General features: G+C 57.0%; 13 protein-coding genes. 6 read left to right on the forward strand and 7 right to left on the reverse strand.

What is annotated here, in order from left to right; genetic code table 11:
* Complete coding sequence (locus ACTG2W_RS03720) at window positions 1-477, forward strand: hypothetical protein (RefSeq protein ID WP_128835863.1); 477 nt, start codon at window positions 1-3, stop codon at window positions 475-477.
* On the opposite strand, the gene ACTG2W_RS03725 is transcribed toward ACTG2W_RS03720, so the two are convergent.
* Both ACTG2W_RS03725 and ACTG2W_RS03730 read right to left on the reverse strand, forming a co-directional pair.
* Entirely contained in the window at window positions 455-901 is a 447-nt protein-coding gene (locus ACTG2W_RS03725; RefSeq protein WP_128835865.1) for a hypothetical protein, read from the reverse strand. The genes ACTG2W_RS03720 and ACTG2W_RS03725 overlap by 23 nt on opposite strands.
* Window positions 888-1,655, reverse strand: coding sequence for a hypothetical protein (locus ACTG2W_RS03730; RefSeq protein WP_245147809.1), 768 nt, complete (start codon window positions 1,653-1,655; stop codon window positions 888-890). Before ACTG2W_RS03730 ends, ACTG2W_RS03725 begins: the two co-directional genes overlap by 14 nt.
* A 167-nt stretch (window positions 1,656-1,822) precedes the next feature.
* Here ACTG2W_RS03730 and ACTG2W_RS03735 point away from each other — a divergent pair, with 167 nt between their 5' ends.
* Complete coding sequence (locus ACTG2W_RS03735; RefSeq protein WP_128835868.1) at window positions 1,823-2,668, forward strand: DUF1194 domain-containing protein; 846 nt, start codon at window positions 1,823-1,825, stop codon at window positions 2,666-2,668.
* Window positions 2,669-2,882: 214 nt separating this feature from the next.
* Here the strand turns inward: ACTG2W_RS03735 and ACTG2W_RS03740 are convergent, their stop codons facing one another.
* On the reverse strand, window positions 2,883-3,620 hold the full coding sequence (locus ACTG2W_RS03740) for an HNH endonuclease (protein WP_280638799.1): 738 nt from the start codon (window positions 3,618-3,620) through the stop codon (window positions 2,883-2,885).
* 431 nt (window positions 3,621-4,051) lie between these two features.
* Between ACTG2W_RS03740 and ACTG2W_RS03745 the strand changes: the two genes are divergently transcribed.
* A complete protein-coding gene (locus tag ACTG2W_RS03745) occupies window positions 4,052-5,014 on the forward strand; it encodes an IS1595 family transposase (protein WP_106844639.1) in 963 nt (320 codons plus the stop codon).
* A gap of 27 nt (window positions 5,015-5,041) precedes the next feature.
* Here ACTG2W_RS03745 and ACTG2W_RS03750 read toward each other — a convergent pair whose 3' ends face one another.
* Both ACTG2W_RS03750 and ACTG2W_RS03755 read right to left on the reverse strand, forming a co-directional pair.
* Window positions 5,042-5,821, reverse strand: coding sequence for a hypothetical protein (locus ACTG2W_RS03750; RefSeq protein WP_128835870.1), 780 nt, complete (start codon window positions 5,819-5,821; stop codon window positions 5,042-5,044).
* A 403-nt stretch (window positions 5,822-6,224) separates the two neighbouring features.
* The gene (locus ACTG2W_RS03755; RefSeq protein ID WP_128835871.1) at window positions 6,225-7,640 is read right to left on the reverse strand and encodes a GumC family protein; all 1,416 of its coding nucleotides are present in this window, start codon (window positions 7,638-7,640) and stop codon (window positions 6,225-6,227) included.
* Between the two features lie 157 nt (window positions 7,641-7,797).
* Here ACTG2W_RS03755 and ACTG2W_RS03760 point away from each other — a divergent pair, with 157 nt between their 5' ends.
* The 3 genes from ACTG2W_RS03760 to ACTG2W_RS03770 are packed head-to-tail and all read left to right on the forward strand — an operon-like array spanning window position 7,798 to window position 10,770.
* Window positions 7,798-8,913: a glycosyltransferase gene (locus ACTG2W_RS03760; RefSeq protein ID WP_128835873.1), complete on the forward strand. Its 1,116-nt coding sequence runs from the start codon at window positions 7,798-7,800 to the stop codon at window positions 8,911-8,913.
* Window positions 8,914-8,944: 31 nt separating this feature from the next.
* A complete protein-coding gene (locus tag ACTG2W_RS03765) occupies window positions 8,945-10,138 on the forward strand; it encodes a glycosyltransferase family 2 protein (protein WP_128835875.1) in 1,194 nt (397 codons plus the stop codon).
* Window positions 10,135-10,770, forward strand: a complete 636-nt coding sequence (locus ACTG2W_RS03770) for a sugar transferase (RefSeq protein ID WP_005333398.1) — start codon at window positions 10,135-10,137, stop codon at window positions 10,768-10,770. Before ACTG2W_RS03765 ends, ACTG2W_RS03770 begins: the two co-directional genes overlap by 4 nt.
* A gap of 293 nt (window positions 10,771-11,063) precedes the next feature.
* Here ACTG2W_RS03770 and ACTG2W_RS03775 read toward each other — a convergent pair whose 3' ends face one another.
* Together ACTG2W_RS03775 and ACTG2W_RS03780 are read right to left on the reverse strand one after the other, a co-directional pair.
* The gene (locus ACTG2W_RS03775; RefSeq protein ID WP_440016050.1) at window positions 11,064-12,065 is read right to left on the reverse strand and encodes a glycosyltransferase family 4 protein; all 1,002 of its coding nucleotides are present in this window, start codon (window positions 12,063-12,065) and stop codon (window positions 11,064-11,066) included.
* A gap of 80 nt (window positions 12,066-12,145) precedes the next feature.
* A complete protein-coding gene (locus ACTG2W_RS03780; protein WP_440016051.1) occupies window positions 12,146-13,636 on the reverse strand; it encodes a SpoIIE family protein phosphatase in 1,491 nt (496 codons plus the stop codon).
* Between the last annotated feature and the right edge of the window lie 16 nt (window positions 13,637-13,652).

Raw genomic sequence — 13,652 nt, forward strand, 5'->3', positions numbered from 1 at the left:
ATGGCCAACCAGACTCCCCGCTCCACAGCCAAAGACAGCGCCCTGCGCCGCCTGTTGCCTCTGATGCTGCCATTGCTGATCCTCACCGGTTGCGCCCGTCAGGAGCCGGTCAATGAGACCCTGCCGATCCTCAACCAGTTGCGGGAACAGCAAATGGCCGAACAGCCCCAGCTGCAACTGCAGTACCAGCAAGCGGAGACGCAACTGCCAGCGGATCAGGAGCAGCAGTTGCATCAGTTTTTGGGACGCAAGGATCCGGCCCGAATTGCGCTGGTAAGCGGCCCCGGGCTGCAAACCGACATGCTGGAGAGTGCGCGGATGGCGAGCGTGCGGCTGACCGCACTCACCCGTTTGCTGGGCTCTCGCGCCATTGAGCTGGAACCCCGCTATGACCCCATGCTGGCCCCCAATACCTTGCTGATCCGCATTCTGCCAAACGGTGAACCGGGGTCGGTCACCCCAGCGGCGGCGCAATAAGGTCAATGCAAGAAGTCGGCAAGGCCACCCGATAGAGGGGATAAGGTGCCAGCCCCCACAATTTGCGCCAACCCTGGGTCAGACGGTAAGAGAGCAGCGGCGGACTCTGGTGCAGCTCGCCTAAAAACATCACCCCCTGACTCATCCCTTCACCAGCCAGCGTCACTGACATCGCCTCCCGATCCGGCGCCACCAGCATGGCCTGCAGCAGGCCGTCACAGCGGGGATGGGCCAGCTGATAGCTGACATAGGTGCCGCCCAATACTGGCGTAGCCACCCGCAAGCGCCAGCCCAACTGGACCAGCTCCATCAGCATGGGCTTGGCCCCCTCGTTAACTGCCCGGTTCTGATAACGCCAGCCCATGGCGGCAGCACTGAGCAGCGCCACCAGCAACAGCAGCAGATATCCCCTAGATAGACGCATCACGGCGCCCCCGGATAAAGAGGATGGTCATCACCAGCAACATGATGGCCCACTGGTAGAGCTGGGCCAGCGAGCCGGTATGCAGCCAGCCATACCAGCGCAGATCCAGGCTCATCAGCACCAACCGCAGCTGATTGGCCCCGATATAGAGCAGGCAGACCAGCAGCAACATGGGCCACTGCCGGTAGAGGGGGCGCTCCGGCGCCAGCCAGCAGCAGGAGACCAGCCAGGAGAGCACCACCAGATAGAGTTGAGAAAACGAGGAGCACCCCTTGAGCACGATCAGGGCATGACCCCCCAACCGCTCGATGCGATTGCCATCAAGGCGAGTCTCCCAGCCCAGCAGCTGCAACCACTGGCCTACCCCCCAGGCATCGAGCGCCAGCACAGGGCCGGAGAGCAGGGCAAACACCTGCTGCCCCCACAACACCGCCACGGTAAAGGCGAGCACAATCTGCAACACCGCCCGCTCATCGCCACTCTGATGACGGCGCCATAGCGAGGCCACCAACAGCAGACAGGCCAGCGCCTTGCAACTGGCGCTGGGGATCAGGATCAGCAGGATAAAGAGGGCGAGCGCCAGTGGATGCGGACGCCAGCTCGGTGCAACCCGCGATGCAATTTGCCACCAGATAGCAATCAGCAACACCACCAGCAGGTTGAAGTGGCCCATATTGAGCCACACCATGCCCCACTGATTGGACAAACCAAGTAGCAGCCAGTTGGGTGCCCACTGCCAGGGACGGATCTCCATCGCAACTCCTGCCGGTTATCAGCGCTTTTGACCTCTGTCGCAAGTTCTCGCAAGTTCCATGCCTGCCCGGCCTCACCCGGATCAAGCCAAGTCAGAGGATGCAACAAAGCTGGCACGCTTTATTCATTCCCCCTGCTGGCACTAGCGCCAAGGAGAAGGAGTGGGCAATGAAACTCAAACCGTTGGCAGGGCTGCTGGGGATGTTGTTGGTAACCTCCCCCGCATACGCCTTGACCGAAGTCGATACCGAACTGCAACTGCTGATGGATGTGTCAGGCAGCGTCAGTTCATCGGAATTCAATCTGCAATTACAGGGCTATGTGGACGCCTTTTACAGTCAGGATGTACAGAGCGCCATCCTCGACACCAGTGGCGACAAGCTGGGGTCCATTGCGGTACAGATGGTGATGTGGAGCGGCTCGACCCAGCAGAGCGTGATGACCGACTGGTTCCACCTCTACGACATGACCTCCATCAACAACTTCGCCGCCACCCTGGATGCCCTGGTACGCCCCTATGCGGGGATGACGGCCCCCGGTTCGGCCATGGCCTTTGGTGCCCAGCAGTTTGATACCAACAACTACACCGCCGCCCGCCAGGTGATGGATGTGTCGGGTGACGGTATCCAGAACAACGGGCTGGATACCTCCACCGTGCGGGATCAACTGCTCGCCTCCGGCATCGATACCATCAACGGCATCACCATAGGTCAGGACTATGCCGATGGGGTACTGCAAGAGTGGTATGTGGAGAACGTGGCGGGCGGTCAGGATGCATTTGTCATCAATGCCACCACCTTCGCCGACTTTGGCAATGCGCTGGAGCTCAAACTGGCGGCCGAAATTGAGGGGGGCATTATTCCGGAAGGGGCACTGGCCGCCCCCATCGAGGAGATCCCGCTGGCCGCCCAGCTGCTGCTCGGTATGCCGCTACTGCTGGCCTGGCGCTATCAACGCCGTAATCAGGGACGCCTGCAGCAAGCTAACTGGCAACAAACGCCAGCCATCGGCTAGTGAATCACCCCGTGTGTCGCGATTAGGGAGCTATGGCTCCCTGATTTTTGCGGCGGCTATGGCCTGACATTTCCAAATGACTGATGATGTGCAAACTAGTCACCAATTCTCGTTTGAGATGCTGCAACGAATTATCCACAGACTCCGACAAAAACTTTACAGAGTGCGAAATGGTACTGAAAATCCCATTCGCTGCATCCTCTTGAAACTCTTGTTATCCGAAATGTTTTTCTCGATGACAATTTGGACAAAGTGCAATCACATTCTCCAAGGTGTCTTCCCCACCAACCGATAATGGAATAATATGATGAACTTCCAAATATGGCGAGTTATCTTTCTTTCGAACAAATGGAGCTGATTTTTCACACCCTTCACAACAACCTTTCGCCCTAATTAAAGCTTCAGCTACAACATCTGGATTTCTTTTATAAACCGACATAGCAACTATTACTTTTTGAGGGTATTTCTCTGCATTTTCAAGCCGCTTCCTACGCTCACTAGGACTAACAGCCAGAGCACTGGCCACCTCGTCGTTAAAATTTTCATTAAACTCTTGGAGTGAGGTAGATACATAGTCTTCTATCGCCTTTAACAAAAGATCAAGAGATAGATCATCCCCTTTATTCATCCATGCATTTACTTTTTCGTTTTTATACGTATCTATTGCATTTGGAGAAGGGAAGTCATTTAGCCTAAACAAAGGTGATGTGTTACCTGTTGTTATGCCGATTTCACAACTTACGTCATCAGAAAGCTGCTTCAAATAGAATTTCTTTGCTCTATTTTTTTCTCCTGCCAGAGCAAACTTCTTTTCAAGCATTGGGTGAACAAATCTCAACTCCTTATCACGTTTGTTCTGAAAATGTGGTTGTTGTTCTCTTTCAAATACAAACCCGACATTTTCCATCCGTTTACGCAATTCTGAATAAATAATTTCTCTGTAGTTTCCCATAAACTATCTCTATTTCAGCTATTGCTGTGCTTGGTTTTAAGGGCCGTAGGTTCGATTAGCGCAGCGTAATCGGACGTTCGCGGTCTTTCTACAATATTTCTCTTTAACTCACCAAAAACCGCCCAGATTACCACTTCGCCCCACCAAAAACTGACTCTCGAACTGGCACCGGTCGTGACGTTATTTCCGCATTGACATGGAATTTCACCGCGATCGTCCGATTACGCCTACCGGCTAATCGAACCTACGAGCTGATTGATAATACTGGCTTCCATAAAACCCGCCTACACCAAATGATGCAGAAATAATGGCAAATATAATTCCATTTTTTAGTTCTTTATTCACAAAGACTGTCCTTTAAAAAGGCTCTGTCCCAATTACGTGTTGAAAGGCTAATCTTGAAGTAGGCCATCACCTTGAGGTCTACCATCATGGATACTCCAGCCTTTCAACACCTGTTGTCCCTTTTTCCCCAGTTAACCCTGCGCCAGCGCCGTGTTGCTCAGCAGGAGCTTACTGCACCCCACACCATTACCTCGCTCAATACTCAGTTACCGGCATGCAGTGGCTGCCCCCATTGTCAGGCCGATGTTACCCAGCTGGCGCCTTGGGGATGGAGTCGGGGACTGCGCCGCTACCGTTGCAAACTGTGTCTGCGCACCAGCACCGTTCTGACCAAGACGCCCTTGGCCAGATTGCGTAAAGCACAGTGCTGGGAAGACTACGCGCAAGCTCTCATCGAAGGACTGACTGTCCGCCAGGCCGCGCGGCGCTGTGGGGTCAGCAAAAACACCGCGTTCCTCTGGCGTCACCGATTCTTGCGCGCGATGGCAACCCATCAGGCCACCCGGGAAGAGGGCATTGTTGAGGTGGATGAGACCTTCTTCCTTGAATCGTTCAAGGGGCAGCGGGGACTGCCGCGTTCACCACGTCATCGCGGTGGTAAAGGTCGAACTCGTGGAACCGGGCCAGATTACATCCCGGTGATGGTGGTACAAGACCGTGCAGGCCACCATGCGGATTTCCAGTTGGAGAAAATAGATGCCGAGACGGTCATCGCGGTGTTGAAGCCGTTGGTGTCACCGGATGCGGTGCTGTGTAGCGATGGGGCGGGTGTGTATGCCTGTTTCAGCAATGAACAGGGTATAACCCATCAGGTGGTGCGCAATCGTCAAGGCGAACGGGTAGTCGGTGCGTATCACATCCAGCATGTGAACGGATATCACCATCGGTTGAAAGAGTGGATGGAGCGGTTCCATGGCGTGGCGACGCACTACCTGAAGAACTACTTGGGTTGGCGCCGGATGCTGGAGCGTTACGGAAAAGGCGTAAATATCAAAACATGTTTGCATGAGGCGCTGGGGCGCCCCATGCAACACGTAATTGGGACATAGCCTTTAAAAAGCTAACAGAGACGGTATCTACGATTTTTGTTGTTCCGTTTGAATTTGAGCTTCATTAATTGCTGCTTGCAATATGTTGGAAAATTCTTTTATGTCATCAATAGCTTGAGTAAAATCTTCAGCTTTTAAACTTATCTTATTTCCATCTATGGTTTTACCATTTCGATGAACAATATCGTGCCTTAGTTTTGTTACTTTAATAATCTTAGATATATCGATATCAAGTTTTGTACCTAAGACCTGTTCATACATTTCCACAACATTTGGGATATTGTGATACAAGACTTCACTTACCGATTTCAAAACCAAAGATCTCACATCTAAGTCTGTTTCAGCTAGTTCTGTAATTTTAACGTTTTTAAGAATTTTGAGTTTACAAAGTGCATTCTTTAAGAATTGTTCATCTTGTGATATGAGACTCTTTAAGGAATCACCTAAGAAAGACTCAAGTAAAGTCACCGCGTACGCATAAGACATTTTTACGACGATGTCTGTGTGTAGTATGAAAGCCATTTTTTGGCGATTATTAAAGTTACTGCTTGCCATAATTTTTAGTGCATCTAGCTCACTAATAAAAAACTTGTGAATGCTTGATGACCTGTTTTCTTTCAACCATTGCAACTCTGCTCGCCACTCTGCCTCTTCCCACAAGTGCTCTTGGTAATATGAATACTCTTCTGCTAATTGTAGATATTCCTCTGAATCGTCATCAAGCGAGTCATCACTCAATCTCTCTCTTATCCACTCATCAGCTCGTTGCTCTTGGAGCGAAAATAAATGATCTTTTATCGAACTCAATTTACCTACCTCTATACTAAAATTTTAAACGGCACAAAAAATAATCCAATGAAAAGTAGTCTTCAACCGATAATATCGGCTTACATTAAATTCGTCCTACCACTCATAATCAACTCAGAGAAGTCATTTAAAAAATATTAAAAACTAGACTCCGAAGAGAAGAACTTCGCAAAACATCCTCTTTTGGCCCCACCTTTACCACTGTACAAAACCACAGTCAAGGCGCGGCTATGGAAAATGCCACCAGCATCGCCTTTTGAATACATCAGGACGCAAAATCGAATCGAGCCTAATTAAATAGCGTCGCCTCCCAAAACACCGCCTGATGCTCATAAAAAAGGCCTCATTAAGAGGCCTAATCAGAAATATCCAGATTCAGGCTGGCAGCCCGCTTTTACGGCAATCACCCCGGCTCTGGTGACAAGGGCAACACCTGCCCATCCAGCGCATGATCACTATTGGATGGATAGTCCGGCACCGGCTCGCAGTAGGGAATGCGGCTTAGCACCGGCGCCTTGACCAGGGCGGCCAGTTGATCGGAGCGGCGCAGGCTGGCATCCGCCAGTTCCGCCACCAGCGCCAGACCGCAGCCGAGCCCCAGTCCGCCAACAATGCCCGCCAGCAGAAACAGCCAGATCGGGTAGTTGCTCGGCTTGCTGGGGGCAAAGGGTTTGTCGATCACCTTGATCCGCTCCCCCTGCTCGAAGTTGCCCAGATCGCCGGTCACCTTGGCCTTCTCGTAGCGCAGCAGCAAATCCTGATAGAGGGTGCGCTTGACCGCCAGATCCCGCTCCAGCTCGGCGAGCTGGCGCTCGGTATCCCCCTGGGAGTCGACCACCTTGTCCAGCCCATCCAGCTGACTCTTCAAGCCGGCGGCGTTTTGCTCCGCCTCCGTCAGCTGCGTCTGGGCCAGTTGCCACTCGGGCCCGCGGGCCATATCCGGCTGGGATTTGAGCTGCTCGAACTCCTGCTGCAACTGATCAATCTGATAGCGCAGGCTCTGCACCTTGCTGTGCTCGTCGCTGTAGCGGGCCCGCAGCAACACCAGCTCGGTGCGCATCAGCTGCAGCTTCTCATCCAGCTGGCGGGCCAGCTGGCTCTCCTGCCCCAGCGATAGCTGATCGACCCGGGCCTTGGCCTGCTGCAAGGTGATCAGGCTCTCGGCATAACGCTCCTGCAAGCCATAGAGACGGGCAACGTTGGTACTCTGCTGCTGGGGCAAAGCGCTGGCATGCTCCCGTTTAAAATCGGCGAGCAGCTGCTCGGCCGCTTGCAGTTCGCTGCGGCGGCTGTCGAGCTGGCTTTGCAGGAAACGTTCGGACGACTCCGCCGACTGGCGCCCCTTGCTAAGCAGGTTGAAGAAAAAGCGCCGCGAAATAGCTTCGAGCAAACCGGCGCTGTTGGCCGCCGAATCCGCTTTGACCTTTATCTCGATCACCTCATCGCCAATCAGCCGCAGCGAGACGGCACTCGAGAGCCAGTCCATGATGGCATCGCGCTGAGCTGGGGGGGTCTCGTCATTGACCAGGCCACGATCCCGCGCTACCCCGTCCAGCACATAACGGCTGCGCAGCAGGGCTTCGAGCACCGCAAAGCGATCCTTGAGACTCTCCTGAGTGATCAGATCCTTGAGGGTCGGGGTCTGGTTGGCGTCTTGCGGCACCATAAAGGTGGTGCGGCTCTCATACTCCTTGGGGGTGAGCAGGCCGATCGTCACGCCCACCAGCGGCATTACCAGCACCGGGATCACCAGCAGATAGCGACGGCGCCAGGCGGCAAAGAGAATGATGTAGAGGTTGTAATAGAACTGGACAGGCATGGCATCACTCCCTGAGAAAAGCCCTCCCCCCACACGATGCAAAGGCAGTGCCACCAGAGGAGCTGATCGCTTCTGTGGGCAGATCGCAAGAGTGGTACAAGATTCGCATTCTCCCGCTATCCGGGGTGTTACCCCTTCCCTTGCCGGAGCGCGAACCATGTTGTCATCAACCCCGTCGCACAGACCCCATCCCCGCAGAAGCTCCATCGTTCAAATCGTGCAGCACCTGCAGCCCGGCGGGCTGGAGACCATGGTGCTCAACCTCACGCAGGCGAGCCCTGCCGAGCAGCCGGTGCATATCATCTCCCTCGAAGGGCGCAAAGGGGATGTGTTAAGGGCATGGCCCGCTCTGCATCCCTTCGCAGACCATATTCACTGCCTGGAAAAGCCCGCGGGCTGGTCGCTGGCGACCCTCTGGCGGCTCACCCGATTGCTGCGCCAACTCAAGCCCGTCGCGGTACATACTCACCATCTGGGGCCCATGCTCTATGGCGGGCTGGCCAGTCGGCTGGCCCGGGTGCCCACCCTGGTACACACAGAGCACGATGCCTGGTATCTCGATGATCCCCATCAGCGCACGCTGGCCCTGTGGGGGCTGCGCGCCTTCAAACCCATTCTGGTGGCCGATGCCACGCCGGTGGCCAACCAGCTGCTGGCCAAGCTGGGCCAGCTGTCGCCAACCGTGATCCCCAACGGCATCGATCAGCTGCGCTTTGCCCCGGGCGCCGCCGCCCTCGCCCGTCAGGAGATGGGATTGCCACAAGGGGTCAGGTTGATTGGCTGCGCCGCCCGCCTTGAGTCGGTCAAGGGTCACACCTTGCTGCTGGAGGCGATCCGCACCCTGCCGGAGGAGGTGCATCTTGCGTTGGCAGGGGTCGGCAGTTTGCAAAATGCGTTGCAACAACAGTGTCAGCAACTGGGGATCGCCCATCGGGTCCATTTTCTGGGGCTGGTCGAGAACATGCCGCGCTTCTATCAGGGGCTGGATCTCTTCTGCCTCCCCTCACTGGCGGAGGGGATGCCGCTTTGCGTGCTGGAAGCACAGGCGTGCGGGGTGCCGGTGGTGATGAGCGACGTGGGAGCGGCCAGAGAGATCGTCTGTCAGGCCAGCGGCCATATCCTATCGGAGCGGGATCCCGGCCGCCTTGCCCAGCTTCTGGCACAAGGGTTGCTGCAGTGCCATAGCCTGCGTGCCGTCACCCGAGAGTTTGTGTGCCAGCAAAGCAGCTTGAGCCGGATGGCTCAGGCCTATCAGCAGCTTTACAGCCGCTGATCAAGCGACCCGATGACCAGAGGAGCATCCCATGGAATGGATCATGATCGTGTTCTGGCTGTGCGCTGTACTGGTGGTCTACCACCATGTCGGCTATCCCCTGCTGCTCAAATTCGGTGGTCGGCAGGCGAGCAAGGTAGCCAATCCACCGCGCCCACTGGATCGGGGATTCAAAGCAGAGGCCGCCGATGAGGCGCTGCCGACCATCACTTTGCTGATGCCGGTCTACAACGAGGCGGCGACCATCGCGGCCAAGCTGCAAAACCTCGCCAGCCTCGATTACCCCGCCGACAAGCTGTGGGTGCATGTGCATTTCGACGGCTGCAGCGACAACAGCTACCCCATTGCACTCAGTCAGCTCGGTGATCCCGCCCTGCAGCAGTTGCAGATCAGGCTGTTTGATCACCCCCGCAATCGCGGCAAGGTCGCCGTGCTCAACGAGGCCATGACCCGGGTGCACAGCGATCTGGTAGCCCTCACCGATGTCTCGGCCCTGCTGCCCATCGACAGCCTGCTGCTGGCGGTCGCCCATTTTGCCGATCCCAAGGTAGGGGTGGTCGGGGAAGCGTACCGCTTCTGGCAACCGGGCTCCCAGGGCGAGGAGAGTTACTGGCACTATCAAAGTCAGATCAAGCTCTGCGAATCGACCCTTGGCGGCATGCTGGGTGCCCACGGGGCCTTTTACATGATGCGCCGAGAGTGCCTCACCCCGCTGGCCGCCGATACCATCAACGACGATTTCATCCTGCCGATGCAGGCCATCGCCAAGGGATATCGGGCTGTCTATGACAATCGCTGCGCCGCACTGGAGCTGGAAGTTTCCGATGCCGCGCTGGAGGCGACAAGGCGCAAGCGGATCGGGGCTGGCAACACCCAGCAGCTGTTGCGGTTGCTGCCCCTGCTGCACCCCAAGTTCGGCTGGGTTGCCTTCAACTTTGCCAGTGGCAAGGGGCTGCGGGTGTTGATGCCACTCTGCCTGACCCTGCTGTGGCTCTGCGCCATCCCGCTTGCCACCCAATCCCTGCTGTTTCAGCTGTTGCTGGGGCTGCAACTGCTGGGGTATCTGCTGGTCATCTTGATCCAGCTGACCCCTGTGCACCCCTGGCCCAATCTGTTTCGCAAGATCCACTATCTGGTACTCGGACACTGGTACAACGGCATGGGCACCCTGCGCTACTGCCTGCGCGCCCCCATACGTTTCATGTCACAGGAGAAAGCCGTATGACACACCCCATTCCAAGATTGACCCTGGTGGTCAAACGCAGCATGGATCTGCTCGGTGCCACTCTTGGCCTGCTGCTGACGCTGCCACTGTGGCCGCTAATCATGCTGGCCATCCGGCTCGATAGCCCGGGGCCGGTGTTCTTTCGTCAGTTGCGGATCGGGCGCAGCCACGCCACCCATACCGAGCTCTTTTTCATGATCAAGTTTCGCACCATGCGCGCCGACGCCGAGGCGGCCACCGGGCCGGTCTGGTGTGGCAAGGGGGACAGCCGGATCACCCGCAGCGGCGACTTTCTGCGCAAAACCCGGCTCGATGAGCTGCCGCAGTTTATCAATGTGCTCAAGGGGGAGATGTCGCTGATCGGCCCCCGCCCGGAGCGGCCCGGGATCGCCAACCGGCTGGAAGATGCGGTGCCGTACTTTATCGAACGCACCTATGAAGTGGCCCCCGGCATTACCGGTCTGGCGCAGGTCAATCAGGGCTATGACGAGTCGCTGGATGATGTGCGCAGCAAGCTGGCGTTCGATCTGGCCTACTCGGTCGCCCTGCTCCACCCCTGGCGCTGGCTGGTGCAGGATGTACATATCATCGGCAAGACGATCGCCATCATGGTTGGCAAAAAGGGGCGCTAATCCCGCCGCACCAACCTCAACCACATCTCAACACCCATCAGGCCATTGCCACTGCAATGGCCTTTTTTTATGGCGCATCTTTGTGGCAAATCAACGTTGATCACCGAGAAGTCAGCGATCTGATCGCCATCATCTGGCCCCATCCATCCAAAGGCCTGATGCCAGTTTGACCAACAGCAGAAACCCAAGCGTTGCGTGATCACCGAAGCAATCCGCCCCCTGCAACCCCTAACACCGGCACATAAAAAAACGAGTGGCCAGCGGCCACTCGTTTTGACAGGTTTCTCCATGATTCAGGCGCCGTAGACGGCCAGAATATCGGTCACCCTGTTGTTGACGCTGTACCCGCGGGCTATGGTGTTGCGGGCCGCCTGACTCATTTTGCTGCGCACCACCCCATCGCTGCGCAGCCAGTAGTTGACCAGCTCCGCCATATCCCTCACATGGCCGGGCTCCACCAGCCAGCCATTGGATTTATGGTCGATCAGATTGACCAGACCCCCCACTGCAAAGGTACAAACCGGTATGCCGTGGGCCATCGCCTCCAGGGCCACCAGCGGCAACCCTTCAAAGCGGGAAGTGATGCAGAGCAGGTCGATGTTGTGCCACTCATTGGCCATGTTCTGGAAACCATGAAGCTGGACGCGATCACCATACTGCTGCAACAAGGCACTTTTCATGGGGCCATCCCCGTAGAGATGAAACGCACCCTCCGGGCAGAAGGCTGAGAGCTGGCAGAACGCCTCCGGCCCCTTTTCCGGCGAGAGGCGGCCGACAAAGGCAATCCGGTTGCCAGTTACCGTAGCCGGCGTCGCAGGCATGGGGACAAAGTTGCTGATCACCGTGCTTGGCACATGCAATTTGCGAGCGATGGGCTCGCTTACTGCAATACACTTCGCAAAACGCGCTGTAGTGCGATCCAGCCAGCTGTAAAACTTCAGCAATCCCTCCCCGTCATCCCCGCTGTGAAAAGTCGAGACCACCGATTTACCGGTGAACCAGGCTGTCAGCCGCCCCAGCACCCCGGCCTTGTAGCCGTGGGTATGGATCAGCACAGAAGCAGGCTGGCGGGCCAGACGGCGCATAAAATCGCGGCTGTTTTGGCACACCTCGTAGGGCAAGCCCTGTTGTTTGAGCAGGGTCGTAAAGGGGGTCATGCCGTGGTTGCTCACCAGCACTATGGTGGGGCGAAATCCCCTGGCCAGCAGATCGTTGGCGAGATGGATAATGTGAACTTCAATTCCACCGACCTGACGCGCATCGATAGCCAGCCAGATCTGCTGCATGGGTAACATAAGGCCCTCCTCCCGTGGCTCCATGCCACCTGAAATGAGGCGCTGCATAGAGCGGGCCAGTCAGGCAAAGCGGGGCAGGATCAGGCGCCGGGACAGGCGACCAGCAGGAGGGTCATGTCATCGAGGGCAGCATCATTGATGCGCTCATCAAACCAGCGGGCAATGCGATGAGCCAGTTGCTCAAGACCGGGCCCCGAAGTCAGGCAGATCTCTTTTAGCTGCGACTCCCAGCGCTGGCGCTCTTCTGCATCACGGCTATCGAGCAGGCCGTCGGTCCAGAACAGCAGGATCTCGCCGGGCTTGAGCTGACGCTCATTGGTCACGAAGTGGGGATCCGGGCGCAAACCGGGCAAGGGGCCGGTCACGCCGACCTGACGGATGGTGCCGGGCCCGACCAGCCAGGGCGCAGGGTGGCCCGCGCTGGCCCACTGCACCCGCCCCTCGTTGCCGAGTTCAATGCAGAGGGTGGTGAGCAGGGTAGCCCCGAGGAGCGGATCACTGTGAACAGCATTGGACAAGATTGTCAGCAAGCGGGCGGGGGCGCGCTCCAGATCGTGGGCGGTCAGCAAACCGCGCAGATAACCGGCATAGGCATGGGCAAAAAACTTGGCTTCTGCATCGTGGCCCATCACATCCCCGAGCCACAGCACCCGATCCTTGACCAGCAGAAAGTCCCCGCCCCCCACGGTGGCCGCGCGGGTTTGCAACGCCAGCTGGTATCCCCCTATGGAGGTGGCGGGCAATAACGGGCGCAGCGCCGAGGTCATGCGCTGATCCAGCTGTTCGCCCCATTGCGACTTGAGCTGCTCCGAGCGTTGCAGCACCCGCGAAACCGCCAGCAACAGGTCCTGCTTGGTGATGGGCTTGACCAGAAAGTCATCGATCCCCAGCGCCCCCGCCCGACTCTGGGTCCACTGATCCTGATGACCGGTCAGGAAGATAAAGGGCACCCCCTTCATCTTGGGATCCTTCATCAACTGCTGGCGCAGCCCAAAGCCATCGATCCCCTCCATCTCGATATCGGAGAGCACCAGCGCGGGGGGCTGCTTTCCAAGCGCCAGCAGGGCGGCATGGGAGTCGGCATAACTTTCAACCCGGTAGTGCTCATGGAGATAGGCGGTGAGCAGGGCACGCATCACCTTGTCATCGTCGATCACCGCGATCACCGGCAGCTGGTTGACCGGGCCCTGCTGGCGAAGGGTCACGCGATTGCGATCATTGTCGCGAGAGAAGTGCACCTCGGCAAACAGCTGGTGCACCAGCGCCAGCCCGTATCCCCCCTCCTGCAGCTCATCGGGTAACGGCGCGCTGGCAAGACCGGGTTGCGGGCCGCCATCATCCTCCAGTATCAAACTCAAGCCCGTTTCATCCTCTTTCAGAGTGAGCCAGAGCCGGGTCGCGGGAGGAGCTGTGTGTTTGACGCTATTGGTGGCCAGCTCACTGAAACAGAGCAGCCAGTTGGCTTGATCCTTTGGGGAGACCTGAAACAGGGAGAGTCCCTGCGCCAGCCGGTTGCGCAGTTCGCGCACCGACTGCAGGGTTGCCGGAGCAGATCGCAACCAGTCATCCATATCGGGCCTCCATTAG

This window comes from Aeromonas sp. 96A, from assembly GCF_051919165.1.
Taxonomy (GTDB): domain Bacteria; phylum Pseudomonadota; class Gammaproteobacteria; order Enterobacterales; family Aeromonadaceae; genus Aeromonas; species Aeromonas veronii.